Genomic DNA, 26,674 nt, shown 5'->3' on the forward strand with positions numbered 1-26,674 from the left:
CCACGCCACCGGAGACAATGGACCCCGTGCGCTACCGCATCCTCGGCACCACCCAGGCACTCCGCCCCGACGGCACGCCCGTCCCGGTCGGCGGGGCGCGGCTGCGTGCCCTGCTGACCGTGCTGGCGCTGCGGCCGGGACGGACCGTGCCCGTGACCGTCCTGGTCGACGAGGTGTGGGACGGCGACCCGCCCGCCGACGCGCCGGGTGCGCTGCAGGCGCTGGTCGGGCGGTTGCGCCGGGCGCTCGGGCCGGACGTGATCGCCTCGGCGGACGGCGGCTACCGGCTCGCCGCGACCGCCGACGACATCGACCTGCACCGTTTCGAGCGGCTCGCGGGCGAGGGCACCCGCGCGCTCGCCGACGGCGACGCCGCGAAGGCGGCCGTGGTCCTCGACGATGCCCTCGCCCTGTGGTACGGCCCGGCGCTCAGCGACCTGCCCGACCGCAAGGCCGAGTCGGCCCGCTGGGAGACCCGCCGCCTCGACGTGCGCCGCGCCCGCCTCACCGCGGCCCTCGCCCTCGGCCACGCCGAGCAGGCCCTGCCCGAGCTCACCGCCCTGTGCGACCACCACCCCCTGGACGAAGCCCTCCACGCCCTCCGCCTGCGCGCCCTCCGCGACGCGGGCCGCCCCGCCGAGGCCCTCGCCGCCTACGCGTCCGTACGCGCCCTCCTGGCCGACCGCCTGGGCTCGGACCCGGGGCCCGAACTCCGGGCGCTGCACGCCGAGTTGCTGACCCCGGCCGACGGTATTGGGGCCCGAACCGCCGAGCCGGGCGACGGCGCGCCTGCCGGAGCCGGAGCGGCGCCCGTCGTCGTGGGGCCTGCGGGGCGGGGCCGGGGGCCGGACGGCGGTTCCCGGGCGCCGCACCCCATCAGGTCCGTCCAGCCGGGCAGCGACCCGTACGGTGCCGGTGACCAGGCCGTCGCGGAGCCCGATGCCTCCGCGAACTCAGCCTCCGCGAACCCCGCCTCCGCCAGAGCCCACGCGGCCCACGCGACCCATGCGGCGGACCCCGCAATGCTCTCCCGCACCCGAGCCCCAGCCCCAGTTCCAGCCCAAGCCCCACTCCCGCCCCCGGGTAACCTCCGCGCCCGCCTCACCTCCTTCGTCGGCCGGGAGGCCGACATCGACGCCATCCGGGGTGATCTCGCGGCGGCACGGCTCGTGACGCTGCTCGGGCCCGGTGGCGCGGGGAAGACGCGGTTGTCGCAGGAGGCGGCGGAGGCCGTGGCGTACGCGGCGCGGGACGGGGTGTGGCTGGCCGAGCTCGCGCCGGTGGACGATCCGAAGGCGGTGCCGGAGGCCGTGCTCACCGCCGTCGGCGCGCGCGAGACCGTGTTGCGCGGCGCCGGCGCCGAGGAGATGCGGGCCGTCGCGGACCGGCACGACGACCCCCTCAGCCGGCTCGCCGAGCACTGCGCCAAGAGCCGCATGCTGCTCATTCTCGACAACTGCGAGCATGTCGTGGACGCCGCGGCCCACCTCGTCGAGGAGCTGCTGGAGCGCTGCCCCGGACTGACGGTGCTGGCCACCAGTCGCGAACCCCTTGGCGTACCGGGGGAGTTGCTGCGTCCCGTGGAGCCGCTGCCCGAGCCCGTCGCGCTGCGGCTGCTCGCCGACCGCGGGGCCGCGGCCCGGCCCGGCTTCCGGATCGCGGACGACCCGGAAGCGGCCGCCGAGATCTGCCGCCGCCTCGACGGCCTGCCGCTCGCCATCGAACTCGCCGCAGCCCGGCTGCGGATGCTCACCCCGCGGCAGATCGCCGACCGGCTCGACGACCGGTTCCGCCTGCTGACCTCCGGCAGCCGTACCGTCCTGCCCCGGCAGCAGACCCTGCGTGCCGTCGTCGACTGGTCCTGGGACCTGCTCGACGAGGACGAGCGGGACGCGCTGCGGCGGCTGTCCGTCTTCGCGGGCGGCTGCGACCTCGCCGCCGCCGAGGCCGTCTGCGGGCCCGCCGCGCTCGACACACTCGGCTCGCTCGTCGACAAGTCCCTTGTCGTCGCCGCACCTTCGGGCGAAGAAGGGATGCGCTACCGGCTCCTGGAGACCGTCGCCGAGTACGCGGGCGAGCGCCTCGACGAGTCCGGCGACCGCGCCGCCGCCGAGCGCGCCCACCTCACGTACTACCGCGAACTCGCCCGCACCACCGACCCCGCGCTGCGCGGCCCCGGCCAGGGCGCCGCGATCGCGCTCCTTGAGCGCGAGTACGAGAATCTGCGCACCGCCCTGCGGCGCGCCGTCGCCGCGCGCGACGAGCAGGAGGCGGTCTGCCTCGTCCTGTCGCTGTCCTGGTACTGGCAGATGCGCGACCAGCGGATCGAAGCCCGCGCCTGGTCCCACGAGGTCATGGCCCTCGGCCCCGACCCCTTCGCACCGCCCCTGCGACCAGCCACCCCGCTGCACGAGAGCTGCATCGCGGGCCCGCCCCCGATGCGACCGGAGGTCCTCGAGGAGGGCCGACGCGGTGTGCACCTCGTCCATCTCTCCTGTATGGACATGGACATGGGGGCCTGGCAGACCCCGCAGGCCAAGGACAAGCTGCGCGCCATCAGCGAAACCTACCGGCCGGGATTTCCGCAGACCTGCCGCAACCCCGGCTCCCTCTGGTTCTACGCCGTCCTGCTGACCGGGGACATCGACCGGATGCACGCCGTCATCGACGTGACGGTCAGCACCTGCCGCGAGCTCGGCTTCGAGTGGGAACTCGCCGTCGCCCTCCAGATGCGCGCCAACATCCGCGCCAACCGCGCCGACACGACAGAGGGCGCGACCTGCGACGCCGACGAGGCGCTGGAGATCTTCACCCGGATCGGAGACGCCTGGGGTGCCGCCGAGGCGCTCTCCGCGCGCGGCGAGGCCCACGAACGCATGGGCGAGTACGGGCCCGCCGCCGCGGACTACTCGGAGGCGATGACGTACGCCGAACGGATCGGTGCCCGCGCCCAGACGGCGGTGCTCAGCGTCCGTCTCGGCGGCATCCTCATGGAGTTGGGCGAGCCCGAGCGGGGCGAGCGGATGCTGCGCGACGTGCTGGCGGAGGGCCACGGCGCCCTGAACGAGGCGATGCCCGCGGGCCGGCTCTTCCTCGCCATGTGGCTCGGCCGCACCGGCCGGGTCGCCGAGGCGCGCGAGCAGATGAGCCTGCTGCGCGAGGACTTCGCGGCCAGCACCTTCGTGGTCTTCGACGGGTTCGTGCTGGGCGTGGACGCCTGGCTGGACGCGGTCGATGGGCAGTACGCGGCTGCCCTGGACAAGGCGCGGCAGGCGACGGAGCGTGCCGCGGATCCGCTGGCGCAGATGATCGCGCCGCACATGATCTCCGCGCATCTGACCACCGCCGCCACCGCCCTCGCCGGCCTTGACGGCGGCCGCCGCGCCCGCGACGCGGCCCGGCTCCTGGGCGCCGCCGACCACTTGCTGCCGCCCGGTCACTTCGTGGGCCCGATGGAGGACGAGGTGCGCGCGCGGGCCGAGGCAGGGGTGCGGGCCATCCTCGACGACGCGGCGTACGACGCCGCGTACGCCGAGGGCGGCGGGCTCTCCGCTGCGGAGGCCGCCGCCCTCATGTGACGCGGACCGGGGGTCGTACCGTGCTGAACGTCAGTTCTTGGTGCGGAACTTGTGGATCGCGACCGGCGCCATCACCACCGTGATCAGCGCCGTCCAGCCGAGCGTCACCCACAGGTCGTGCGCGACCGGGCCGCCCACCATCAGACCGCGCGCGGTGTCCGCGAGCGCGGACAGCGGGTTGTAGTCGGTGAAGTGCTGCAGCCAGCCGGGCATGGTCCCCGTCGGCGAGAAGATCGACGAACCGAACTGCAGGGGCATCAGGACCAGGAAGCCCATCGCCTGCACGGACTGCGCGTTCTTCATCGTCACACCGAGGACCAGGAAGATCCACATCAGGGCCGAGCCGAAGAGCGTGGCGAGCCCCACCGCCGCGAACAGCCCTGCCCAGTTGGTGATCTCGAAGCCGACGAGTACGCCGACGATCATGAGGATCGTCGTCGCGACGAGCATCCGCAGCAGCTCCACCACGATCTTGGCGAAGAGCACGGAGCCCTGGCCGATCGGCAGGGTGCGGAAGCGGTCCATCACCCCCTTCTGGAAGTCCTCGTTGAAGCCGGTGCCGACGGCCGTCGCGATGTTCATGCCCATCATGGCCATCAGGCCGGGCACCACGTACTGCACGTACTGGTGCTGACCGCCGCCCAGCGACTGCCCGATGGAGCCGCCGAAGACGTACACGAACAGCAGCGTGAAGATGACCGGCATCAGGACGGCGTCGAACATCGACTCCGGGTCCTGGCGGATCCACAGCAGGTTGCGGCGGACGAGGGCGCCGATGTGGCGCGCGTGCGCGCGGGCCGAGATACGGGAGTCGCCCTGGACGGCGAGGGGGGCTTCGACAACGGCGGTAGTCATGCGGAGACCTCCTCGTAGGCGCGGGCGGGGGTTGCGTCCTGCGGGGCACTGGCCTTGTGGCCGGTGAGGGACAGGAACACCTCGTCCAGGCTGGGCAGTTCGGTGCTGATGGAGCCGATCGTGATGCCGCGCGCGGTGACCGCGCCGACCACGGCGGTCAGCTGCTCGTCGCTGAGGATCGGGACCAGGACGGTGCCGGTCTCGATGTCCACGGCCGAGGTGGCGAGGCCGGTGAGGCCCAGCTCGTCGAGCATGGCGGCCAGCGGGCGCAGCTCCAGCGGGTCCACCGGGCGGACGCGCAGCGTACGGCCGCCGACCCGTGCCTTGAGCTCGTCGATCCGGCCGCTGGCGATGACCTTGCCGCGGTCGATGACCGTCAGCTCGGAGGCGAGCTGCTCGGCCTCCTCCATGTACTGGGTGGTGAGCAGCACGGTGGCGCCGTCGGCAACCATGCGCTTGACCTCCCGCCACACCTCGTTGCGGGTGCGCGGGTCGAGGCCCGTCGTCGGCTCGTCCAGGTACAGGACGGCCGGGTTGCCGATCATGGAGGCGGCGAGGTCGAGACGGCGGCGCATACCGCCGGAGTACGTGGACGCCGGGCGCTTGGCCGCCTCGGTGAGCGAGAAGCGCTCGAGCAGCTCGTCCGCGCGCCGGCGGGCGTCCTTGCGGGACAGGTCGAGCAGCCGCCCGATCATGTACAGGTTCTCCCAGCCGGGGAGCTTCTCGTCGACCGAGGCGTACTGGCCGGTGAGCCCTATCACGCGGCGCAGCTGGCGGGGCTGCTTCAGCACGTCGTAGCCCGCGACGGTCGCATGGCCGGAGTCGGGGGTGACGAGGGTGGACAGGATGCGGACGAGGGTGGTCTTGCCGGCGCCGTTGGGACCCAGCACACCGAGCACGGTGCCTTCGTGCACGTCCAGGTCCACGCCGTCGAGTGCCTTGGTCTCGCCGTAGTGCTTGACCAGCCCCCGTACGGTGACGGCGCTGCGGCCGGCAGCGGCTCGTCGGGGATTGTCGTCGATTCGCGTCATGTCCATCAAGGTGTCAGCCACCACCGACAAACCACCGACAGACCGCCCACAGCCGCCTACACCCCACCGACAGTGCGGTGTCCTCGCAGGTCAGGCGTGATGCGCGAGGGGCAGCGCCGGGTCGGCCGACCACTCCTCCAGCGAGCCGTCGTACAGGGTGACGTCCTCGCGGCCCAGGAGTGTGAGCGCGAGGGCGGTGCCGGCCGCGGAGATCCCGCCGCCGCAGTACAGGACGACGGGCGAGGCGCTCTCGCCGAGCACGGCCCCGACGCGGACGGCGAGCTCGGCCCGCGGCAGGAACCGCCCGGCCTCGTCGAGCAGCCCCCGGCCGGGGAGGCTGAGACTGCCGGGGATGTGACCGCGCCGCGTGTACCGGGTGGGCGCGCTGCCGTCGAAGCCGGAGACGGGGAGCGCGCAGACGAGGGTGCCGGGGCGCTCGCCGCGGCGGATGGCGTCGACGTCGGGGAGGGTGGCCCAGGTGTGCGGGAGGGGGACGGGCGTGAGGCTGCCGACAGCGGGACCGGGCTCCGGCTGTTCGCCGGTGACCGGCCGTCCGGCCGCTTCCCAGGCCTGAAGGCCTCCGTCAAGTACCGCCGCCGGTACGGAAATCGACCGCAGCATCCACCACAGCCGGGCCGCCCAGATACCGCCCCCGCTGTCGTACGCGACGACCTCGGTGCCGTCGTGTACGCCGAGCCGCTGGAGGGCCTCGGCCAGCGCCTGGGGCGAAGGGACCGCGAAGTGGTACGGCGCCTGGTGGTCCGACAGTTCGCCCGTGAGGTCCGCGTGGCGGGAGCCCGGGATGTGCCGCTCGGACCACTGCGCGCGGCCGCTGCCGGAGCGGTAGTCGCCGTCGTGGCGGGGCGACGGCAGCAGCGCGGTGGCGTCCAGGACGACCAGCCGGGGGTCGTCGAGGCGGGCCGCGAGCCATGCGTCGTCGACCAGCGGTCCGGGGAGCAACGGTTCGGGGAGCAGCGGTCCGGGGAGCGGGGCGTCGGTCATGGCGCGGATGCTAACCCGAAGGCACTTGAGGAAGACGTGTCTGAGCTGGGATATCTCACTCACTGGGCAGAGTCGTCCCACATGGTGGAAGTCGCTTGCACAGGATCGGTTGCCCGGGGTTATGGTTTCGGCCATCTACGCGGGAGCCCCTACCCGGTTGGGCTGAGAGGGCGTCTGGGATCCACGCGGCACACGCCGTACGGGATCCCCATGGGAACGCCGACCGCATCACTTGAGCCCCCCACAGGGCTGCCCGCGTAGGAGTACCGCATGTCCTCAGCAGTCGAGCAGCAGTGTCCCCCGGCGTCCGCCGCGGCGGCCCGCTCCTGTTGTTGACCTGGAACGGTCCCCCCTCTCTCTCCCTCCCCCTCTCTTCCTCACCAGGCCCGCACGCCTGAGTGCCGTATGCGGAGTACCTCGATGTCGCACGTCCGAGTCATGCTCGACTACTTCCACCCGTGGCCGAATTCGGCCGGTTTGTATGTTGCCCGGGAGCGCGGCTGGTATCGCGAGGCGGGCCTGGACGTGGAACTCGCCGTCCAGGATCCGGGACGCGGCGACACCCTGGAGTACCTGGCCCGCGGCGAGGTGGACCTCGGCCTCTTCCCGCCCAACCGGCTGCTGGCCCGGCGCGCCGCCGACGGCCGGCCGCTGCTCGCCGTCGCCGCCGTCAACCACCGCGCCCTGGAGGCCATCCAGACCGCCCGCTGCACCGGCATCACCCGCCCCCGCGACCTGGCCGGGCGCCGCCTCGCCTACAACCCGACACCCCGCGGGCGTGCCATGGTCCGTCACCTGGTGGCGGCCGACGGCGGCGACCCGGACTCGGTGATCACCGTCGACGCGGGCTACCGCGAACTCACCGTCGACGACATCGCGGCCGGCGAGGCCGACGCCACCTTCGGCAACTACTGGTCCTGGGACGCCCTCCGCGGCGACCTGCCCGAAGAGCAGCGGCTGACCTGGCCGGTCGACGAGATCGGCGCCCCCCGCTACCACAGCTACCTCCTCGGCACGAGCGAGGCGTTCGCCGGCGCCGAGCCCGACCTGATACGCGCCTTCCTCGCCGCCACGGCCCGCGGCTACGCGGCCGCCGTCGCCGAACAGGAGGCCACCCGCGCCCTGTTGGAGCGCGTGATCCCCTACTTCTCCCGCCCGCTGATCGCCCGCTCCCTCGCCCTCGTCGCCCCGACCTGGACCGGCGCCGACGGCCGCTGGGGCGTGATCGACGAGACCCGCATGGGCCCGTACGCCGACTGGCTCGCCCGGCACGGCGCCATAGCGCACGCCCGCGACTGGGCGTCGTCGTACACGAACGACCTGCTGGCCGCCGCCCCGGTGAGCACCAAGTGATCTGCCAGGCAAGGGAACTGACGAGGCGGATGGCCGTGGACCTCATGCGGGTCAACAGCGCGCTGTGTCGAGCGTGAGCACCTGCCCACGCCCCCGTCCGCGCCGCCGCCCTTCAAGGAACCCGATGAGATCCCGTACGACCGCCCTGCTCGCCCTGGCCACCGCCGCCGCCCTCACCGCGACCGGCTGCGCCTCCCAGGACTCTGCGTCCGATGCGTCTGCCGCGTCGAAGGACGGCACCACCCAGGTCACCCTCGCCCTGGACTGGACACCCAACACCAACCACACCGGCATCTACGTCGCCCAGCAGAAGGGCTGGTTCAAGGACGCCGGGATCGACCTGAAGATCGTGCCGTACGGCTCGACCGCGCCCGAGACGCTGATCGCCAACCACAGGGCGGACTTCGGCATCTCCTACCAGGAGGGTGTGACGACCGCGCGCGCCGCCGGACAGGACATCACCTCCGTCTACGCCGTCACGCAGAAGACGAACGTCACGGTCTCTGTCCGTGCCGACCGCGACGACATCGCCTCCCCCAAGGACCTGGACGGCAAGACGTACGCGGGCTTCGGCGCCCCGTACGAGAAGGCGCTGCTCCAGAAGGTCATCCAGGAGGACGGCGGTAAGGGCGACTTCACGCAGGTCACGCTCAACACCTCGGCGTACGCGGCCCTTTACGCGGGCAAGGCGGACTTCGCGATGCCGATGCCGACCTGGGAGGGCCTGGAGGCGAAGCTGACGGGCAAGCCGCTCAAGGACTTCCCGCTCGCCGACTACGGCTTCCCGGCGATCTACTCGACGCTCGTCGCGTCCTCCGGGCAGTACCTGAAGCAGAACCCCGAGGTGGCGAAGAAGTTCCTCGCCGTGGTGAACAAGGGGTACGAGTACGCCGCCGACCACCCGGACCAGGCCGCCGGCCTGCTCATCGCGGCCAACAAGAGCACGCTCACCAACACCGAACTGGTCAAGCAGAGCGAGACGTTGCTCGCCAAGGAGTACTACCGGGCCGACGACGGCACGATCGGCACCCAGAGCGCGAAGCGCTGGCAGGACTTCGCCGACTTCGAGTACGAGTCGGGGCTGCTGACGGACAAGAACGGCAAGAAGCTCACCAAGGCCCCGGACGCTTCGGCGTTCTTCACCGACGCCTACCTGCCGAGCGCCAAGTGAGAGCGGCACTGCGTGCCGTCTGGCCGCCGCTCCTCGTCCTCGCCCTGCTCATCGGCGGCTGGCAGGCGTACGTGACCTCCGCCGGTGTCGATCCGACGGTGCTGCCCAGTCCCGGGCGCGTCCTCACCCAGGGCTGGGCCAACCGCACCGACCTGTGGGACCAGACCCTGCCCACCCTCCAGGAGACCCTGCTCGGCTTCGCGCTCTCCTTCGCCGCGGCCTGGCTGGTGGCCGTGGTCCTGGACTTCTCGGCCGCGGCCCGCCGGGGTCTGTACCCGCTCCTGGTCGCCTCGCAGACCATTCCGATCGTGGCGGTCGCCCCGTTGCTGATCATCTGGTTCGGCTTCGGACTGCTGCCGAAGATGCTGGTGGTGACGCTGACGACGTTCTTCCCGCTCGCGGCGAACCTCGCGGCGGGCTTCGCCGCCACCGACCGCGAGGCGATGCGCCTGCTGCGCTCGCTGGGCACGGGCCGGATACGCGCCTTCCGCCTCGTCCGGGTGCCGAGCGCGCTGCCGCACTTCTTCACCGGGCTGCGCGTGAGCATCACGTACGCCGTTGTGGGCGCGGTCTTCGCGGAGTACGCGGGCGCCGAGAAGGGCCTCGGTATCTACATGCAGGCGCAGAAGAGCGCGTTCCGCACGGACCTCGTCTTCGCGGCCGTCGCGGTGACCGCCCTGCTGAGCATCGCCCTGTTCGGGGCGACCTGTCTGCTGCAACGGCTCGTCCTGCCGTGGGAACGGGCGTTGGAGAAGGAGGGCCGTTCATGAGTCTCCAAGTCCGTGGCGCCGGCAAGGCGTTCGGGTCCCTCGAAGTATTGCGCGACCTCGAACTCGCCGTGGAGCCAGGTGAGTTCGCCGCCGTCATCGGCCCGAGCGGCAGCGGCAAGAGCACCCTGTTCAACCTGATCTCCGGCCTGGACACCCCCACCTCCGGCGAGATCCTCGTCGACGGCGCCCCGGCGTCGGTGGCCTCCGGCAAGGTCGCGTACATGCCGCAGAAGGACCTCCTCTTCCCCTGGCGCACGGTGCTCGACAACACGGCGCTGGGTCTTGAGGCGCAGGGCGTGCGGAAGAAGGAGGCGCGGCGCAGGGCGGGCGAACTCTTCGAGGCCTTCGGCCTCGACGGCTTCCAGCAGTCCTACCCCTTCCAGCTCAGCGGCGGTATGCGGCAGCGCGCCGCGCTGCTGCGCACGGTCGTCCTGGAGCGGCCGGTGCTGCTGCTCGACGAGCCGTTCGGCGCGCTCGACTCGCTCACCCGCACCGAGATGCAGCTGTGGCTGGCCGACATGTGGCAGCGCTATCGCTGGACCGTCGTGCTGGTCACCCACGACATCCGCGAGGCCGTGCTGCTCGCCGACACCGTGCATGTGCTCTCGCGCCGCCCGGCCACGGTCGTCGAGCGCGTCGAGGTGCCGCGCTCCGGGCCGCGCGGCCTGGACGCCCTCGCCGCACCGGAGTTCGCGGCGACGGAACGGCGCCTGCTGGACGCGCTGAGCGGCCGGGTGGGCGAGACTTCGCAGGGTCGGGTGGGTAAGGCTTCACCGGGTCGGGTGGGTAGGGCCTCACAGGATGAGGCGGAAAAGGTGGTGACCGGATGAGCCGCCTGCTGGCCCACGGCATGGGCACGGACCCCGTCGCCCCCGACTGGCCGCCGCTCACCCAGGCCGAGGTCGAGGCCGTCGTCGGCCCCGGGCACGTCCTGTGGCGCAGTCCGCGCCCGCTGTCGGCCGCCGCTCTCGTCGACAGCGACGGACGGCTGCTCTTCGTGAAACGGCACCACAGCGACGTACGCACCCTTGAGGGTCTGGCCGAGGAGCACGCCTTCCTGCGGCATCTGCGCGAACGGGGCGCGCCGGTCGTCGAGGTGCTGGGCGCCGAGGTGCGGGGGGAGTGGGTGTACGAGGTCCACTCGGCCGGCACCGGCACGGACCTCTACCGGGACGCGCTCTCGTGGTCGCCCTTCGTCTCCGTACGTCATGCCCGTGCCGCCGGGGCCGCGCTGGCCCAACTTCACCTGGCCGCGGAGGGGTTCGACGCTCCGCGGCGCCGCCCGCAGCACCTCGTCTCCTCCTTCACCGTCTTCGCGGCGGTCGACCCCGAGGCGGCGCTGGAGTCGTACGCGATCCAACGCCCCGCCGTCGCCGCGGCGTTGGCGCGCCGGTCCTGGCGCAGCGACCTCCGTGAGGTCCATCTCCCCTTCTACGAGCGCCTGTTGCCGTACCTGAGCCGCCTCACCCCGCTGTGGACCCACAACGACTGGCACGCCTCGAACCTGCTGTGGGACACCGCGTCCGGCGAGGTCTCCACCGTCCTCGACTTCGGCCTGAGCGACCGCACGACCGCCGTCCACGATCTGGCCACCGCCATCGAGCGCAACACGGTGCAGTGGCTGGACCCGGCCCGCCCGGTCCGCTTCGAGGACGTGGACGCGCTCCTCGACGGCTACACCTCGGTACGCCCGCTGAGCCCCGCCGAGTCGGCCGCCCTGCCCGAGCTGCTGCCGCTCGTGCACGCCGAGTTCGCGCTCTCCGAGATGGGCTACTTCCACGGGGTCACGCGGGCCGCCGAGAACACGGCGCTGGCGTACGAGTACTTCGTGGAGCATGCGCGGTGGTTCGCGGGGGAGGACGGCATGTGTCTGTTGAAGCGAATACGCACCGCAACCATCGATTGAGGAACCCCTGCGGCGAGCAATTCGGTCCGCGAGAGCGGCGCCGGTTTAGGCGCAAAAAGGGGCAGCGACCCGTCGACGGGGGAAGATCGACGGGTCGCCTCGGTGCCGCAGTGGCTCAGTGGGCCTCGGGCCCTCAGTGGACGGAGTGCTCCTCAAGGGGGAACGTTCCGCCGACGACGTCCTCGGCGAACGCCTTCGCGGCGTTGCCCATGACCTCGCGCAGGTTGGCGTACTTCTTCACGAACTTCGGCATCCTGCCGCCGGTCAGACCGAGCATGTCGGTCCAGACGAGGACCTGCGCGTCGGTCTCGGGACCGGCGCCGATGCCGACCGTCGGGATGTGCAGGCTGCGGGTGACCTCCGCCGCGAGCTCCGCCGGGACCAGCTCCAGGACGACCGCGAACGCGCCCGCGTCCTGGACCGTCTTGGCGTCCCGCAGCAGCTGGTGCGCGGCCTCCTCGCCACGGCCCTGCACGCGGTAGCCCATGGAGTTCACGGACTGCGGGGTCAGGCCGATGTGCGCCATGACCGGGATGCCGGATTCCACCAGCAGCTCGATCTGGCGGTGCGAGCGCTCGCCGCCCTCCAGCTTCACCGCGCCGACCCCGGCCTCCTTGACGAGGCGGGTGGCCGAGCGCAGCGCCTGGACCGGGCCCTCCTGGTACGAGCCGAAGGGGAGGTCGGCGACGATCAGGGCGCGCGAGGTGCCCCGTACGACCGCGGCGGACAGCATGGTCATCTCGTCCATGGTGACGGGCACGGTCGTCTCGTAGCCCAGGTGGCAGTTGCCCGCCGAGTCGCCGACGAGCATGACCGGGATGCCGGCCTCGTCGAAGACGGACGCGGTCATCGCGTCGTACGCGGTGAGCATGGGCCACTTCTCGCCGCGCTCCTTGGCGGCGGTGACGTCGCGCACCGTGATGCGGCGGGTGCTCTTGCCCCCGTACAGCGCCTTGCTGCTGTCGGTGGACGGGCGCACACCCTCAGCGGGCTGCTGGGCAGCCGAAAGCTGCGTCATCGCAACGGCTCCTTCTGTCATCTCGAGGCACCCTGACGGCGTCCCCGGATCACCTCCATGGTGGCACCTCGTGCCACGCGCGGCTAGACCGGGGCGAGTGACCCAGATCCCGCTCCGGGTCCTGGTTCAGTAGTCCTAGGTCTCCGCCGCCACAGCCCTAGGTCTCTTCGTAAGTTCTGTGTAAAGTATTTCCGATACGATACGGTGTCGTATCGAAACTCGCTAGGTTGGCAGCCATGACGACTTCCGCTCCTCCTGCCGATCGACATGTGCCCGAGGCGGTGCATCGGCGCCGCTGGGCGATCCTCGGCGTGCTCATGCTCAGCCTGCTGATCGTGGTGCTCGACAACTCCATCCTGAACGTCGCGATCAAGACGATCTCGACCCCGGCACCCACCGGACTCGGCGCCACCCAGAGCGAGCTGGAATGGGCCATCAACGCCTACACGCTCGTCTTCGCCGGACTTCTCTTCACCGCGGGGCTGCTCGGCGACCGGCTCGGCCGCAAGAAGGTGCTGCTCGCCGGTCTGGCCGTCTTCGGCATCGGGTCGGCGCTGGCCGCGGAATCCGGCTCGCCGGTCCAGCTCATCGTGTTCCGCGCCCTGATGGGCCTGGGCGCCGCCTTCGTGATGCCCGCCACGCTCGCCGTCCTGATGAACGTCTTCGAGCGTGACGAGCAGCCCAAGGCCATCGGCATCTGGGCCGGCGGCGTCGGCCTCGCCATCGCGATCGGCCCGATCACCGGCGGCATCCTGCTCGACCACTTCTGGTGGGGTTCGGTCTTCCTGATCAACGTGCCGATCGTGCTGCTCGCGCTCGTCCTGATGTTCTGGCTGGTCCCCGACTCCCGGGACCCGAACCCCGGCCGCGTCGACGCGATCGGCGTCGTCCTGTCGGTCATCGGCCTCGTCCTGCTCGTCTACGGCATCATCAAGGGCGGCCAGCTGGCCGACTTCACGGACGCGAAGGTGCTGGCGACCATCGTGGCCGGACTCGTCGTCCTCGCCGGGTTCGTCGTGTACGAGAAGCGCAGCGACCACCCGTCCATCGACGTCACGTACTTCAAGAACAAGGTCTTCTCGGCCGCGATCGCCGCCATCGCGCTCGTCTTCTTCGCGCTGATGGGTGTGACCTTCTTCTCCGTCTTCTACACCCAGAGCGTGCGGGGCTACTCGCCACTGCAGACCGGCCTGTTGATGCTGCCGCTCGCCGCGGCCCAGATCATCTTCGCGCCGCGCGCCCGCCTCGTCGTCGACCGCTTCGGCAACCGGGCCACCTGCACGGCGGGCCTGCTGGTCATCGCCGCGATGCTGGCCGCGTTCGCCGCGCTGGAGTCGGACACCCCGATCTGGCTCCTTGAGGTCATCTTCTTCCTCATGGGCACCGGCATGGCGCACATCATGACCCCGACCAGTGTCGTGATAATGCAGGCCCTGCCGCGCGAGAAGGCGGGCTCCGCCTCCGCGCTCAGCAACACCTTCCGCCAGGTCGGCGGCGCCCTCGGCATCGCCGTCCTCGGCTCCGTCCTCTCCACGGCCTACCGCAGCGGCATCGAGGACAAGCTCGGCCTCGTCCCGGCCGGTCTGCGCCACACCGCGGGCGAGTCCATCGAGGCCACCCTCGGCGTCGCCGCCAAGCTCGGCCCCCAGGGCAAGGCCCTCGTCGGCCCCGCCAACGACGCCTTCCTGCACGCCATGCACGTCACCGCCCTGTGCGGCGCGGGCGTCGCGCTCGTCGGCGCGGTGGTCGTGGCCCTGTTCCTGCCGGGCCGCCCGGCCCAGCCGCAAAAGGGCAAAGAGGAGGCCGAGTTGGTGCCGGCCGCGGAGCACTGACCGGGCGTACGGGGCTGCGGGCACCCGGCTCCGGATGCCCGCAGCCCCGTACACCAGGGAGAATGCACTCAGGGTCAGCAAAGGAAACGGAGTTCGACGTGAGCCTCGCGCACAGCCGAGTCGGGCACGGGGGCCCCGCCAGGGGACGCCCCCGCAGCGAGGCCGTGGAGCGCGCGATCATCGAGGGCGTGATGAAGCTCCTGGAGGACGGCGCACCCCTCGGGGAGCTCTCCATCGAGCGCATCGCCCGCACCGCGGGCGTCGGCAAGGCGACCATCTACCGCCGCTGGAGCGGCAAGGAGGAACTCTTCGTCGACGTCCTGCGCGCCGCAGAGCCCCCGGACCCGGAACTCCCCGGCACCTCGATGCGCGACGACCTCGTCATCCTGCTGGAGTCGCTGCGCCAACGCGGCCTGATCAACCGCTCGTCGGCGATGCTGCACAGCGTCCACGCCCAGATGAAGAGCAGCCCCAAGCTCTGGGCCGCGTACGACGCGACCGTCATCGAACCGCGGCGCCGGCTGGGCTACGAAGTCCTGCGGCGCGGCCAGGAGAACGGCGAACTCCGCGAGGACGTCGACCTCGAGATGCTGAACGACATGTTTGTCGGACCCATGCTGGTACGTGCCGTCATGCGCCCGAATGCGGAACTTCCCGAGGATCTCGCGGGGCAGATAGTCGACACGCTGCTGGAGGGGCTGCGCCCGGCCAGGCCGTAGTTCCCCTTGTCCCCGACCGCAATTCACCTTGCTCCCCGGCCGTGGCCCGCCTTGTTTCTGACGGGTCGAATGTGCGCGTTTCGTCACAGAGGGCGCGCGTGATGCCCGTATTCGGAACTCCGAACACCAAGTTGGACGTCCTCGTGCCCGTACGGCCGTCATGGGCGGCAGGAACGACACCGATCATCCCCTAGGGTCGTAGCCGAGGGGCAGACGGTGTGCACGGCAGGTTGTGAGGCGACGGTATGGCGCAGGCGTATATGACGGAGACGGGCAGCGGCGGCCAGGGGCCCGACCGCAGAGGGTCCCGGCTTCGACGCCTGCTGGACGGCTGGCGCGGCGACCGCGGCATCTGGCGCCGCGGCCTGATCCTCGCCGCCCTCGCGCTGATCCTCGCCCTGGTCATGCTGCTGCACGCGCGGATCCCGAACACCATCGGCAACCTCGGCAGCCTCACGGAGACCTTCCTGCCGTGGCTGGGCCTGTTCGTGCCGGTCCTGCTGATCCTCGGCTTCGTACGGAAGTCCGCGTCCGCCCTGATCGCCGTGCTGCTGCCCGCGATCGTCTGGCTGAACCTCTTCGGCGGACTGCTCACCGACAAGACCGGCAGCGGGGGCGACCTGACCGTGGCCACGCACAACGTCAACGCGGACAACCCGGACCCGTCCGGCACCGCCCGCGACGTGGCCGCCTCCGGCGCGGACGTGCTGGCCCTGGAGGAGCTCACGGCCACGGCGGTTCCGGTGTACGAGAAGGCGCTGGCGTCGACGTACAAGTACCACTCGGTGCAGGGCACCGTCGGGCTGTGGAGCAAGTACCCGCTGACCGGAGCCCAGCCCGTGGACATCAAGCTGGGCTGGACGCGCGCGATGCGGGCCACGGTGACGGCACCGGCCGGCCAGGTCGCCGTGTACGTCGCCCACCTGCCCTCGGTGCGGGTGAAGCTGGAGGCCGGGTTCACCGCCCGGCAGCGCGACACCAGCGCCGACGCGCTGGGCGAGGCCATCGCCGACGAGTCGCTGAAGAAGGTCATCCTGCTCGGCGACCTCAACGGCACGATGAACGACCGCGCGCTGAACGCCGTCACCGCGCAGATGCGCTCCACGCAGGGCGCGGCGGGCAGCGGCTTCGGGTTCAGCTGGCCGGCGTCGTTCCCGATGGCCCGGATCGACCAGATCATGGTCAAGGGCATCGAGCCGGTGACCTCGTGGTCCCTGCCTGAGACCGGCAGCGATCACCTCCCGGTCGCCGCCCGTGTCAAGGTTGACGCAACCGCGTCTTAACCTCTTGGAATACTGGGCCTGAGAGACTTTGTTCCATAGCTGAACTTACGCTGCCCGTGCACAGCGGTGTGCACGGGCGCGTCCGTGCGCGCAGGTGTGTGTGCGCGTCCGTGCGCCCAGGCGTCCGTGTCCTTGGAACTCCGCTCGTCCCCGTTCTTCTGAAAGGCCCCTCAATGCCTCTGGCCCTGCTCGCCCTCGCCGTGGGCGCCTTCGGCATCGGCACCACCGAGTTCGTGATGATGGGCCTGCTGCCCGACGTCGCGGACGACCTGCACATCTCGATCCCCACCGCGGGTCACCTGGTCTCGGCGTACGCGCTCGGCGTCGTCATCGGCGCCCCGCTGCTCGCCGCCGCGACCTCCCGGATGTCCCGCCGCAAGGTCCTGATCGCCCTGATGGGGCTCTTCGTGGCGGGCAACGCGTTCTCCGCCTTCGCCCCCGACTACCACTGGCTCCTGGCCGCACGCTTCCTCAGCGGCCTGCCGCACGGCGCCTTCTTCGGCGTGGGTGCCGTCGTCGCGACGAACCTGGTCGCCCCCGAGCGCAAGGCGCGCTCCGTCTCGCTGATGTTCCTCGGCCTGACGGTCGCGAACATCGCGGGTGTTCCGGTGGCCACGCTCATGGGCCAGCACCTCGGCTGGCGGGCCACCTTCCTCGGCGTGAGCGCGATCGGCGTCGCCGCCATAGCCTCGCTCGCGCTTCTGATCCCCCACGACCACGCCCACGCCCCGGCCGGGGGCCTGCGCGGCGAGCTGGCCGCCCTGCGCTCCCTGCCGGTCTGGCTGGCCCTCGGTACGACGGTGGCGGGCTTCGGCGCGCTCTTCTCCGCGTACAGCTACATCACGCCGATGCTCACGGACTCGGCCGGTTACGCCGAGGGCAGCGTGACGCTGCTGCTGGCCCTCTTCGGAGTGGGCGCCACGGTGGGCAACCTGGTGGGCGGCCGCCTCGCCGACCACTCCCTGCGGGGCACCCTCTTCGGAGGCCTCGTCTCCCTCGTGGCGGTCCTGGCGCTCTTCCCCGTCCTCGTGGCCGCCCAGTGGAGCGCGGCCGTCGCGGTCACCCTCCTCGGCGTGGCCGCGTTCATCACCGGCTCCCCCCTCCAGCTGATGGTCATGGAGAAGGCCTCCGCCGCGCCGTCCCTCGCCTCCTCCGCCAACCAGGCCGCCTTCAACCTCGCCAACGCGGGGGGTGCCTGGATCGGCGGCCTCGCCCTCGCGGCGGGCTTCGGCGCGACGTCCCCGGCGCTCGCCGGGGCGGCCCTCGCCGTCCTCGGCCTCGGCGTCGCGGCCGCGGCCTACGGCGTCGACCGGCGCCGGGACGCTGCGCTCGCGGGTACGTCGGGGCGCCTGATCGCGGCGCATGTGCCTTCGCAGGCGGAGCACGCGCATCGCTGAGATTCCGGGGGGAGGGTGCGGACAGGGGTTTTTCGCCCCCTCCGCCCCTGCCCGTCCCTTCCTGGGGCTCCGCCCCAGACCCCGCTCCTCAAACGCCGGAGGGGCTGATTCTCAGCCCGTCCGGGCGGCAGCCCCCAGGGACGGGACGGGGAAGGGGCGCGCGCCCAGCGACCCCGCCGCCCCGCCGTCCCGCCGGCGAGGCGCTACGCGTGTTCGCGCCAGTGGTTGGTGATCGGCAGGCGCCGGTCCTTGCCGAAGCCCTTGGCGGAGATCTTGGTGCCCGGCGGGTACTGGCGCCGCTTGTACTCAGCCGTGTCGACCATCCGCAGCGTCTTCACGACGAGCTCCCGGTCGAACCCGGCCGCGACGATGGAGTCCGCGCCCTCGTCCCGGTCGACGTACCGCTCGAGGATCGCGTCGAGGACGGGGTAGTCCGGGAGGGAGTCCGTGTCGACCTGGTCGGGACGGAGCTCCGCGCTCGGCGGCTTGGTGATCGAGTTCTCGGGGATCGGCGGGGTCTGCCCCTGCTCGGCGGCGGCCCGGTTGCGCCACTCGGCCAGCCGGAAGATCGACGTCTTGTACACGTCCTTGATGGGCCCGTATGCGCCCACCGAGTCCCCGTACAGCGTCGAATACCCCACCGCCAGCTCGGACTTGTTCCCCGGCGCCAGCACGATGTGCCCCTCCTGGTTGGAGATGGCCATCAGCATCGTGCCCCGGAGGCGGGACTGGAGATTCTCCTCGGCCAGCCCCGTCAGCCCCAGCGACGACATATACGCGTCGAACATCGGCTCGATCGGCACGGTACGGAAGTTCAGCCCCGTCCGCCGCGCCAGCTCCGCCGCGTCGCCCTTGGAGTGGTCGGACGAGTACTTCGACGGCATCGAGACGCCGTACACGTTCTGCGCGCCCAGCGCATCGCAGGCGATCGCCGCGACCAGCGCCGAGTCGATCCCCCCGGACAGCCCGATCAGCACCGACCGGAACCCGTTCTTCGCCGCGTACGCCCGCAGCCCGACCACCAGCGCCGAGTAGACCTCCTCGTCGTCGTCGAGCGGATCCGCGTACCCACCGGCCAGCTCCGCCTCGTACGCGGGCAGCGGCTCCTCGGAGATCACCAGCCGCTCGATCCGCAGCCCGTCGTCGACCACGCCGGTCACCGGCTCGGCGGCGCCGGCCGGAAGGTCGAGATCCAGTACGACGCATCCCTCGGCGAACTGCGGGGCCCGCGCGACGACGTCACCGTCCCGGTCGACGACGATCGAGTCGCCGTCGAAGACGATCTCGTCCTGCCCGCCGATCATGGCGACATAGGCGGTGGTGCAGCCCGCCTCCTGGGCCCGCTTGCGGACCAGCTCGAGCCGGGTGTCGTCCTTGTTGCGCTCGTACGGGGAGGCGTTGACGGAGATCAGCAGCCCGGCCCCGGCGGAGCGGGCGGCCGGTACACGTCCGCCGTCCTGCCAGAGGTCCTCGCAGATGGCGAGGGCGACATCGATCCCGTGGACGCGCACGACCGGCATGGTGTCGCCGGGCACGAAGTAGCGGAACTCGTCGAACACGCCGTAGTTCGGGAGGTGGTGCTTGGCGAAGCTCAGCGCCACCTGCCCCCCGTACAGCACGGCGGCGGCGTCCTGCGGGGCTCCGGCCGGCTGGCCGTACTTCGGCTGGGCGGTCTCGGACCGGTCGAGGTAGCCGACGATCACCGGCAGCTCCCCGAAACCCTCGTCGGCGAGGCGCGCGGCCAGCGAGCGCAGCGCGGCGCGGGAGGCCTCGACGAAGGACGGCCGCAGGGCCAGGTCCTCGACGGGATACCCGGTCAGCACCATCTCCGGGAACGCCACGAGATGGGCTCCCTGCTCGGCGGAGTGCCGGGTCCAACGGATGATCGCCTCGGCGTTGGAGGCGAGATCGCCGACGGTCGAGTCGATCTGATTCAGGGCGAGGCGTAGTTGAGGCACGGGCCCAGTGTAATCGTCAGAGCGACACAATGGGGTGTGGGGCGCCCCACGCGGTTTCAGCCCGTGCGGCGGTTGAGGACGAGCGCGTCAGCGCGACACGGGGGTCTGGGGGCGGAGCCCGCAGGGACGGGAAGGGCGGGGGCGGCGGGGGCGAAGACCTGCCTGTCCCACCTGCCCCCGGACACACGTGCGCCCGCCCCTCGTCGAGGGGCGGGCGCACCAGTGGTGACCTGCCGTCAGTGAAGGCCCAGCGAGCGGAACGAGTCGACGTAGCCGACCGCGGGCGTGCCCACGCCGGTGACGTCGTCGTAGCCGCGCACGGCCTTCAGCGAGCTGTCCTTGCCGAGGCTGCGGACGGACGTGAGCAGACCGTCCGCCGCGTCGTAGCCGTTCGCGAAGTCGACGCGCGCCACGGCGAGCCCGGAACCCGTGGGGTTGTCCGTGACGTCGTGGTACGCCTTCGAGCCGTACTTCGCGTAGATGGCCGGGTTGGCGAAGCCGATCGCCTTGCCGCCGCGCGCCTCCTGGGCCAGGGCCTGGACGGCCGCGATCACCGGCGCGGCGAGCGAGGTGCCGCCGATCCGGTACTCGCTGTACTGCTGCGACCCGTCCGGGAAGGTCTGCGTCTGCCCGACCTTGAAACCGGTGTTGGGGTCGGCGACCGCCGAGATGTCCGGGACGACCCGGTTACCGGCGGCGCTGTTCGCCTTGGCGAGCGAGTCCGGGACGACACCCTGCTGGTAGAAGGGCTCCGCCACGGTCTTGCTGGTGCCGCCGCCCGCGCCCGAGGTGAACGCGCCGGGGAAGTCCGTCCAGCTCTTGCCGTCCGTCGACAGCGTGGCCTTCTCGGTGCCCCAGCCGGTCTCGAACAGGTACTTGTCGTTCTTGCCGACCGCCAGCGAGGTACCGCCGACCGCCGTCACCCACGCCGAGTTGGCCGGGGTGTCGACCTGCTTCGTACCGGTGTTGGCGACCTCGTCGCCGTTGTCGCCGGAGGAGAAGTAGAAGCCGATGCCCTCGACCGCGCCGAACTGGAAGACCTGGTCGTAGGCGGCCGCGAGGTCGGGCGTCTGGTTGGCCTCGATGTCGCCCCACGAGTTGGAGACGATGTCGGCCAGGTGCCCGTCGACGATCTTGTTCAGCGAGTCGAGCAGATCGTCGTCGTAGCAGGAGGCGGCACCCACGTAGGTGATGCTCGCGCCCGGCGCGACCGCGTGCACGGCCTCGACGTCGAGGGTCTCCTCGCCGTACCAGCCGGCGGCCCCGCACTCCTTGGTCTTCGTGTAGTTCTTGGGCAGCACCTGGCGCAGCTGGCTGCTGCTGTAGGCGGCGTCGCCGTGCTTCGACGCGTAGGTGGCCGCGTCGTAGGCGATGGTCGGCGAGGCGTACGCGTCGGTGATGGCGACGCGCACGTTCTTGCCGGTGCGCGTGCCCGCTCCGTACGCGGCACGCAGCTGCTTGCCCGTGTAGCCCTTGACGGCGTACGGGATCTTCGAGCCGTACGCGTCCGGCAGGGTGCTCGCGGTGTTCGAGCCGTAGTACGAGGAGAACGGCCCGGAGTTCTTGAACACCGCGTCCGGAGGCGGCAGCTGGTCGGCGTGGGTCGCCTTGTGCGGGGCGTTGTCCAGACCGGTGACGGTCAGGACGGCGCCGTTCAGGGCGGCCGGCGCGGAGGCCGTCTTCGACGGCGCCCGGTAGGTCTTCTTGCCCTTGGTGTAGTTGTGCAGCTGGGTGCCGAACGCCTTCTCGGCGGCGGCGACGTCACCGGACACGGAGACGTAGTGCTGCGTGGTGCCGGTGACCTTCAGGCCCGCCGACTTCAGCCACGAGGTCACCGCGGCGACCTGGGCCTTGGTGGCGCCGAAGCGGGACTGCGTCTGCTTGGCGCTGAGGTACTTGCCGTACGACGCCGAGCTCGGGTCGGACACGGCCTTGGCGTACGCGGCCAGACCGGAGGCGTCCCGGCCGGCGAGGTAGACCCGCGCGGAGACCTGGGAGCTGTCGGAGGCGGCCCCCTTGTCCGCCTTGGCCGTGGCCCACGCGGGCTTGGTGCCCGCGAGGGTGTCCCGGGTCGGGCCGTCCGCGGCATGGGCCGCGGGTATGCCGAGCGCCAGCGCACCGGCGAGCAGCGGCAGTGTCGCTGCCATGCTCACCCCGGCGCGCGCCTTGGCGCGATTGGATCTCATAAAACCCCCTGCGATGTGGTTCGTCGCAAATGCGGTCGTCCGTGATCTGCGGTCCGTGTGCCGGATGAGGACACAGGGGATGGATCACGCTGGGGTCACTCTGGCGATGAACCGTTCATGCCAGGGGATGGAAAAGGTCAAGGAAACCTCAAGTGGCCGCGTTTGGGGGCCATTTGGGCTGGTTTGACAAGGGTCCCCGCCGCCAGAAATAGGGATAACCCTGTCCTCCGCAAACGGATCCCTGTCTGTTGTAAAGAGGTGCCTGCCTTCTGTAAGCGCATCGCGACCCCAAAGCGTTGAGGGGGTGTGAAGCAGCTGGAGTTCGAAGAGTTCTACCGGTGCGGCCGGGACGCCTGCCTGCGGGCGGTCCTCGCCGCGGTGGGCGACCGGCAGCTGGCCGAGGATCTCGTGGCCGAGGCGTTCGCCCGGGCCTGGGCGGCCTGGCCCCGGGTACGACGGCATCCCGCCCCGCGCGCGTGGGTCGTACGGACGGCGCTCAACACCCGTATCTCGTGGTGGCGTCGGCGTCGGTACGAGGTCGCGCTGGGCGACCACGACGGCCAGGCCGCCGGTGCCGCCGAGTCCGCAGGGCCCGGACTCGACCCCGCGCTGCTGGCCGTACTGCGTCAACTCCCGCGTCGGCAGCGGGAGGTGATCGCCCTGCGGGTCTTCCTCGACCTCGACACCGCGACCACGGCGAAGACGCTCGGGATCGCCCCGGGCACCGTCACCGCCCATCTGGCGCGGGCCGTCGGGACACTGCGCGGCCACCTTGTCACTCTCAACACCCCGGAGGCGGGATCGTGAACGGAATCGACGACGACACGGACGTACTGGACGCACTGAAGGGATCGCTCGACGACATCACCATGCCGGTGCCGGTCGAGCGGATCGTGGCCGAGGGCCGCGCGGTCCGGCGGCGGCGCAGGCGCGTGGCCGTGGCCGCCGTGGGCGTCACGGCGGCCGCGGGGCTCGCGCTCGGCGTCCCGGGCATCGGCCACCCCTCGACGGCGCCGCCGTCCGGGGGCACGGAGGCGGCCGCCTTCACCGTCGCCAAGCGGACGGACGGCACGGTCGCGGTGACCTGGACCAAGGAGCAGTACATCAAGGACCCGGCGGGGCTGCAGAAGGCCCTGCGCGACGCGGGCTTCCCCGTCCTGGTGAAGACCGGGGAGTTCTGCAAGGGGCCGGACGACCACACCCAGGTGGACGAACACGGCTCGGGGGTCGGCGTCGAGGACGTCGTGAAGCGGGAGAGGCGGGGCGACGACACCGTCGTGTTCATCTACGACCCCGCGGCCATGCCCGCCCACACCCAGCTCTTCATCGGCTACCTCGACCAGGCCCAGCTCGCCGTCACCGGCGGCCGCCCGGGTTCGGTGGAGCGCCTGGTGCCGACCGATGTGGCGCTGAAGTGCGGTACGGACTGGCGTAGTTGACCATTCTGCGGCGGAGGGGGCGGACGGGTCCGGGGCAGCGCCCCGGACCCGTCCCACTCACCGTCGCTAGTCGCGGGCCTTCGCGCCCCGTGCCGCGAGCATGTCGGCCATCAGCTTGATCTCCGACTGCTGTGCGTCGACCATGCCCTGCGCGAGCTTCTTCTCCACACCGACCTGGCACTTGGCGACACAGCCCTCGGCCATGTGGATGCCGCCCTTGTGGTGGTCGGTCATCAGCTGGAGGTAGAAGATCTCGGCCTGCTTGCCGCTCAGCGTGTCGAGCTTCTTCATCTCGGTGTTGGTCGCCATGCCCGGCATCAGCGAGCCGTCCTTGCCGGAGGCCATGTCACCCATGCCCATCCAGGTCATCGGCGCGTCCGAGGACACCTTCGGCAGCTCCCACAGGTCGAGCCAGCCGAGCAGCATGCCCCGCTGGTTGGCCTGCGTCTGCGCGATGTCGTACGCGAGCCGCCGTACCTCCACGTCCTTGGTGCGGTCGCGCACGATGTACGACATCTCGACGGCCTGCTGGTGGTGGACCGCCATGTCCCGCGCGAAGCCCGCGTCGGCGGAGTCGGCGGAGGGCGTCGCCGTGCTCGAACCGCCGTCCTCCGCGACCGCGTACGTGATCGCCCCGGCCGCGACGAGCACGGCCGCCGCGGTCCCCGCGACCCACCCGACATGCCTCACTGGGACAGGCCGTTGGTGCAGGCGGCGCCCGGCTCGGGCGTCTGCTTGCCCTGGACGTACGACGCGAAGAACTTGTCGAGGTTCGGGTCGCTCGCACCCGTCACCGTGCGCTGCTTGCCCCAGGCGCTGAGCATGATCGGGTCCTTCTGGTCCTCGACCGGGCTCATCAGGGTGTACGGGGTCTTCTTGACCTTCGCCGCCAGCGCCTTCACGTCGGCGTCCGAGGCCTTGCTGTTGTACGTCACCCAGACCGCGCCGTGCTCCAGGGAGTGCACGGCGTTCATGTTGTTGAGCGCCTTGCTGTAGACGTCGCCGTTGCAGTTCATCCACACCTGGTTGTGGTCACCGCCGACCGGGGGCTCCATCGGGTAGTTCACGGTCTTGGTGACGTGGTTGCGCGACAGCGTGCCCTTCCAGGTCTTCACGCCGTCCGTGCCCGTGACGAAGTGCCCCGACGCCGCCTTCGAGTCGCTCGCCGTGTCGCTCTTGTCGGACTGCGACTTCACGAGGACCACGCCACCGACGACGAGACCGGCGACGACGACCACACTGGCCGCGATCGTGAGGATCCGGTTGCGACGCTCGCGGGACTGCTCGGCGCGGCGCATCTCCTCTATGCGCGCCTTGCGCGAGGCGTTGCTGGTGTTCTTGGCGGAGCCCATGGCATGTCCTTTATGGGGATGGGACGGACGGGATCGACGGGACGGAAGGGTTTCGCTGATCGTAGTGGGAACGGGGGCGGGGTATGCGGGCAGGGGCACAGGAAAGAGCCAGCCATTACACATGTGCGATCGAGCAGGCAAGATGGGCTCCAGAGCAGGACACCTGCCGTACGCGAGGCGTTCAGACCGAGGTCGCCCGGCCGATCAAGGTCCGCAACGCGCATGAAATGGTGTTGTGGTGGGATGCTCAGGTGCCCCGATCGTCTCCGAGGCGTGGGAGCAGGCGGCCTGACCAGCAAGGATGGGTGGAAGAGGAAGATGGACAAGCAGCAGGAGTTCGTGCTCCGGACACTGGAGGAGCGGGACATCCGGTTTGTACGCCTGTGGTTCACGGACGTGCTCGGCTTCCTCAAGTCGGTGGCCGTGGCCCCGGCCGAACTGGAGCAGGCCTTCGACGAGGGCATCGGCTTCGACGGCTCGGCGATCGAGGGCTTCGCCCGCGTGTACGAGTCGGACATGATCGCCAAGCCGGACCCGTCGACGTTCCAGGTCCTGCCCTGGCGCGCCGAAGCCCCCGGCACGGCCCGCATGTTCTGCGACATCCTGATGCCGGACGGCTCCCCGTCCTTCGCGGACCCGCGCTACGTCCTGAAGCGGGCGCTGGCGAAGACCTCCGACCTGGGTTTCACCTTCTACACCCACCCGGAGATCGAGTTCTTCCTGCTGAAGGACAAGCCGCTGGACGGCTCCCGCCCCACCCCCGCCGACAACTCCGGCTACTTCGACCACACCCCGCAGAACGTCGGCATGGACTTCCGCCGCCAGGCGATCACCATGCTGGAGTCGATGGGCATCTCGGTCGAGTTCTCCCACCACGAGGGCGCCCCCGGCCAGCAGGAGATCGACCTCCGCTACGCCGACGCGCTCTCCACGGCGGACAACATCATGACGTTCCGCCTGGTCATGAAGCAGGTGGCGCTGGAGCAGGGCGTGCAGGCGACGTTCATGCCCAAGCCCTTCTCGGAGCACCCGGGCAGCGGCATGCACACCCACCTCTCCCTCTTCGAGGGCGACCGGAACGCGTTCTACGAGTCCGGCTCGGAGTACCAGCTCTCCAAGGTCGGCCGCTCCTTCATCGCGGGCCTGCTGAAGCACGCGGCGGAGATCTCGGCCGTCACCAACCAGTGGGTCAACTCCTACAAGCGCATCTGGGGCGGCTCGGAGCGCACCGCGGGCGCCGGCGGCGAGGCCCCCTCGTACATCTGCTGGGGCCACAACAACCGCTCCGCCCTCGTCCGCGTCCCGATGTACAAGCCCGGCAAGACGGGCTCGGCACGCGTCGAGGTCCGCTCGATCGACTCGGGCGCGAACCCGTACCTCGCGTACGCACTGCTGCTGGCGGCGGGCCTGAAGGGCATCGAAGAGGGCTACGAGCTCCCGCCCGGCGCCGACGACGACGTCTGGGCCCTCTCCGACGCCGAGCGCCGCGCCATGGGCATCGAGCCCCTCCCGCAGAACCTCGGCGAGGCCCTGGTCCTCATGCAGCGCAGCGAACTCGTCGCCGAGACCCTGGGCGAGCACGTCTTCGACTTCTTCTTGCGCAACAAGAAGCAGGAGTGGGAGGAGTACCGCTCCGAGGTGACGGCTTTCGAGCTGAGGAAGAACCTGCCGGTGCTGTAAGGGCAGGTCACAGCGAATTTCTCGCTGATTCGACGCCGCGGGGGGGGGGGGGGGGGGGGGGGGGGGGGGGGGGGGGGGGGGGGGGTGGTGGGGGGTGGGGGTGGGGGGGGGGAGGTCACAAACAGGAAAGGCGGGAGGGGGGCG

General features: G+C 71.1%; 21 protein-coding genes. 13 read left to right on the plus strand and 8 right to left on the minus strand.

Features of this window, described 5'->3' with window-relative positions; translation table 11 throughout:
* The first annotated feature begins 17 nt into the window (after nucleotides 1-17).
* Nucleotides 18-3,578 carry an AfsR/SARP family transcriptional regulator gene (locus ACZ4WS_RS40525; RefSeq protein WP_467988178.1) on the plus strand — a complete coding sequence of 1,187 codons (3,561 nt, stop codon included), beginning with the start codon at nucleotides 18-20 and terminating at the stop codon, nucleotides 3,576-3,578.
* Between the two features lie 30 nt (nucleotides 3,579-3,608).
* Here the strand turns inward: ACZ4WS_RS40525 and ACZ4WS_RS40530 are convergent, their stop codons facing one another.
* The 3 genes from ACZ4WS_RS40530 to ACZ4WS_RS40540 all read right to left on the minus strand — a co-directional run bounded on the left by ACZ4WS_RS40530 (nucleotide 3,609) and on the right by ACZ4WS_RS40540 (nucleotide 6,466).
* A complete protein-coding gene (locus tag ACZ4WS_RS40530; protein ID WP_467988179.1) occupies nucleotides 3,609-4,433 on the minus strand; it encodes an ABC transporter permease in 825 nt (274 codons plus the stop codon).
* Nucleotides 4,430-5,464 (minus strand): ATP-binding cassette domain-containing protein, encoded by a 1,035-nt coding sequence (locus ACZ4WS_RS40535; RefSeq protein WP_467988180.1) that lies wholly within the window; start codon nucleotides 5,462-5,464, stop codon nucleotides 4,430-4,432. The genes ACZ4WS_RS40530 and ACZ4WS_RS40535 overlap by 4 nt, the downstream gene beginning before the upstream one ends.
* Before the next feature lie 90 nt (nucleotides 5,465-5,554).
* Nucleotides 5,555-6,466: a sulfurtransferase gene (locus tag ACZ4WS_RS40540; RefSeq protein ID WP_467988182.1), complete on the minus strand. Its 912-nt coding sequence runs from the start codon at nucleotides 6,464-6,466 to the stop codon at nucleotides 5,555-5,557.
* Nucleotides 6,467-6,886: 420 nt separating this feature from the next.
* On the opposite strand from ACZ4WS_RS40540, the gene ACZ4WS_RS40545 reads away from it, so the two are divergent.
* From ACZ4WS_RS40545 to ACZ4WS_RS40565, 5 genes are all read left to right on the plus strand, one after another.
* Complete coding sequence (locus ACZ4WS_RS40545; RefSeq protein ID WP_467988183.1) at nucleotides 6,887-7,819, plus strand: ABC transporter substrate-binding protein; 933 nt, start codon at nucleotides 6,887-6,889, stop codon at nucleotides 7,817-7,819.
* A 124-nt stretch (nucleotides 7,820-7,943) separates the two neighbouring features.
* On the plus strand, nucleotides 7,944-8,990 hold the full coding sequence (locus ACZ4WS_RS40550) for an ABC transporter substrate-binding protein (RefSeq protein WP_467988184.1): 1,047 nt from the start codon (nucleotides 7,944-7,946) through the stop codon (nucleotides 8,988-8,990).
* Nucleotides 8,987-9,760: an ABC transporter permease gene (locus ACZ4WS_RS40555; RefSeq protein WP_467988186.1), complete on the plus strand. Its 774-nt coding sequence runs from the start codon at nucleotides 8,987-8,989 to the stop codon at nucleotides 9,758-9,760. Before ACZ4WS_RS40550 ends, ACZ4WS_RS40555 begins: the two co-directional genes overlap by 4 nt.
* Nucleotides 9,757-10,590 carry an ABC transporter ATP-binding protein gene (locus tag ACZ4WS_RS40560; RefSeq protein WP_467988187.1) on the plus strand — a complete coding sequence of 278 codons (834 nt, stop codon included), beginning with the start codon at nucleotides 9,757-9,759 and terminating at the stop codon, nucleotides 10,588-10,590. The genes ACZ4WS_RS40555 and ACZ4WS_RS40560 overlap by 4 nt, the downstream gene beginning before the upstream one ends.
* The gene (locus tag ACZ4WS_RS40565) at nucleotides 10,587-11,666 is read left to right on the plus strand and encodes a phosphotransferase enzyme family protein (RefSeq protein WP_467988188.1); all 1,080 of its coding nucleotides are present in this window, start codon (nucleotides 10,587-10,589) and stop codon (nucleotides 11,664-11,666) included. The genes ACZ4WS_RS40560 and ACZ4WS_RS40565 overlap by 4 nt, the downstream gene beginning before the upstream one ends.
* 133 nt (nucleotides 11,667-11,799) lie before the next feature.
* Here ACZ4WS_RS40565 and panB read toward each other — a convergent pair whose 3' ends face one another.
* Nucleotides 11,800-12,684: a 3-methyl-2-oxobutanoate hydroxymethyltransferase gene (panB, locus tag ACZ4WS_RS40570; RefSeq protein WP_467988189.1), complete on the minus strand. Its 885-nt coding sequence runs from the start codon at nucleotides 12,682-12,684 to the stop codon at nucleotides 11,800-11,802.
* Between the two features lie 236 nt (nucleotides 12,685-12,920).
* Here panB and ACZ4WS_RS40575 point away from each other — a divergent pair, with 236 nt between their 5' ends.
* From ACZ4WS_RS40575 to ACZ4WS_RS40590, 4 genes are all read left to right on the plus strand, one after another.
* A complete protein-coding gene (locus ACZ4WS_RS40575) occupies nucleotides 12,921-14,516 on the plus strand; it encodes an MFS transporter (protein WP_467988190.1) in 1,596 nt (531 codons plus the stop codon).
* A 98-nt stretch (nucleotides 14,517-14,614) separates the two neighbouring features.
* Nucleotides 14,615-15,235, plus strand: a complete 621-nt coding sequence (locus ACZ4WS_RS40580) for a TetR/AcrR family transcriptional regulator (protein ID WP_467988191.1) — start codon at nucleotides 14,615-14,617, stop codon at nucleotides 15,233-15,235.
* A gap of 245 nt (nucleotides 15,236-15,480) precedes the next feature.
* Entirely contained in the window at nucleotides 15,481-16,518 is a 1,038-nt protein-coding gene (locus tag ACZ4WS_RS40585; protein WP_467988192.1) for an endonuclease/exonuclease/phosphatase family protein, read from the plus strand.
* 173 nt (nucleotides 16,519-16,691) lie between these two features.
* The gene (locus ACZ4WS_RS40590; RefSeq protein WP_467988193.1) at nucleotides 16,692-17,915 is read left to right on the plus strand and encodes an MFS transporter; all 1,224 of its coding nucleotides are present in this window, start codon (nucleotides 16,692-16,694) and stop codon (nucleotides 17,913-17,915) included.
* 203 nt (nucleotides 17,916-18,118) lie between these two features.
* On the opposite strand, the gene ACZ4WS_RS40595 is transcribed toward ACZ4WS_RS40590, so the two are convergent.
* Nucleotides 18,119-19,873 (minus strand): NAD+ synthase, encoded by a 1,755-nt coding sequence (locus tag ACZ4WS_RS40595; protein WP_467988194.1) that lies wholly within the window; start codon nucleotides 19,871-19,873, stop codon nucleotides 18,119-18,121.
* 236 nt (nucleotides 19,874-20,109) lie between these two features.
* Nucleotides 20,110-22,059: a S53 family peptidase gene (locus tag ACZ4WS_RS40600; protein ID WP_467988195.1), complete on the minus strand. Its 1,950-nt coding sequence runs from the start codon at nucleotides 22,057-22,059 to the stop codon at nucleotides 20,110-20,112.
* Between the two features lie 306 nt (nucleotides 22,060-22,365).
* Here ACZ4WS_RS40600 and ACZ4WS_RS40605 point away from each other — a divergent pair, with 306 nt between their 5' ends.
* Together ACZ4WS_RS40605 and ACZ4WS_RS40610 are read left to right on the plus strand one after the other, a co-directional pair.
* Nucleotides 22,366-22,866, plus strand: a complete 501-nt coding sequence (locus ACZ4WS_RS40605; protein WP_467988196.1) for a sigma-70 family RNA polymerase sigma factor — start codon at nucleotides 22,366-22,368, stop codon at nucleotides 22,864-22,866.
* On the plus strand, nucleotides 22,863-23,498 hold the full coding sequence (locus tag ACZ4WS_RS40610; RefSeq protein ID WP_467988198.1) for a hypothetical protein: 636 nt from the start codon (nucleotides 22,863-22,865) through the stop codon (nucleotides 23,496-23,498). The genes ACZ4WS_RS40605 and ACZ4WS_RS40610 overlap by 4 nt, the downstream gene beginning before the upstream one ends.
* Before the next feature lie 66 nt (nucleotides 23,499-23,564).
* Here ACZ4WS_RS40610 and ACZ4WS_RS40615 read toward each other — a convergent pair whose 3' ends face one another.
* Together ACZ4WS_RS40615 and ACZ4WS_RS40620 are read right to left on the minus strand one after the other, a co-directional pair.
* Entirely contained in the window at nucleotides 23,565-24,188 is a 624-nt protein-coding gene (locus ACZ4WS_RS40615; protein ID WP_467988199.1) for a DUF305 domain-containing protein, read from the minus strand.
* On the minus strand, nucleotides 24,185-24,850 hold the full coding sequence (locus ACZ4WS_RS40620; RefSeq protein ID WP_467988200.1) for a DUF3105 domain-containing protein: 666 nt from the start codon (nucleotides 24,848-24,850) through the stop codon (nucleotides 24,185-24,187). The genes ACZ4WS_RS40615 and ACZ4WS_RS40620 overlap by 4 nt, the downstream gene beginning before the upstream one ends.
* 318 nt (nucleotides 24,851-25,168) lie before the next feature.
* On the opposite strand from ACZ4WS_RS40620, the gene ACZ4WS_RS40625 reads away from it, so the two are divergent.
* Nucleotides 25,169-26,530, plus strand: a complete 1,362-nt coding sequence (locus ACZ4WS_RS40625) for a glutamine synthetase family protein (RefSeq protein WP_369246133.1) — start codon at nucleotides 25,169-25,171, stop codon at nucleotides 26,528-26,530.
* The last annotated feature ends 144 nt before the right edge of the window (nucleotides 26,531-26,674 follow it).

The organism is Streptomyces sp. NPDC029292 (assembly GCF_055569295.1).